Origin of the sequence: Haloferax sp. Atlit-6N (assembly GCF_003383195.1) — an archaeon.
GTDB classification, from domain to species: Archaea; Halobacteriota; Halobacteria; order Halobacteriales; family Haloferacaceae; genus Haloferax; species Haloferax gibbonsii.
This window is the reverse complement of sequence record NZ_QEQJ01000238.1, coordinates 1-491: the sequence shown is the minus strand read 5'-3', so window position 1 is coordinate 491 and position 491 is coordinate 1. Positions and strand designations below refer to the sequence as shown.

The window sequence follows — 491 nt, the reverse complement described above, 5'->3', positions numbered from 1 at the left end:
CGCAATTATGGGAACTGCAGATCGCATCATCGTACTGAAGAGCGGCCGGAAAATCGCCGAAGGAACGCCAGAAGAGATCCAAAACGACGAGGCCGTCGCCGAGGCGTACCTCGGGGAGGACCACTCGTGATCGAACTCGACGGCATCGACGTCTCCTACGGCAACATCCAGGTCATCTGGGACCTCGACTTCCAGGTCACCGAGGACGACGGCGTCGTCTCGATCGTCGGCCCCAACGGCGCGGGGAAGTCGACGCTGCTCCGCGTGATGTCGGGTCTGCACCCGGTCGATGACGGGACCGTCCACGTCTGGGGTGAGGACGCGGCGACGCTCAGCCCGTCCGACATCGTCCGCAGGGGCTTCGTCCACGTCTCCGAGGAGCGGAACCTCTTCGGCGATATGACGGTCCGCGAGAACCTGGAGATGGGGGCGTACACGAAACGCGACGACCTCGAAGCGACGATGCAGGAGGTGTTCGAGCTGTTCCCGAT

General features: G+C 63.5%; 1 protein-coding gene and 1 pseudogene. Both read left to right on the top strand.

Annotation, left to right across the window (positions count from 1 at the left end; genetic code table 11):
- A pseudogene (locus DEQ92_RS24500) lies at positions 1-130 on the top strand (ABC transporter ATP-binding protein); the annotation flags it as partial.
- The coding region (locus DEQ92_RS22145; protein WP_115821793.1) for an ATP-binding cassette domain-containing protein at positions 127-491 on the top strand (365 nt) is incomplete at its 3' end. The pseudogene DEQ92_RS24500 and the gene DEQ92_RS22145, both read left to right, overlap by 4 nt.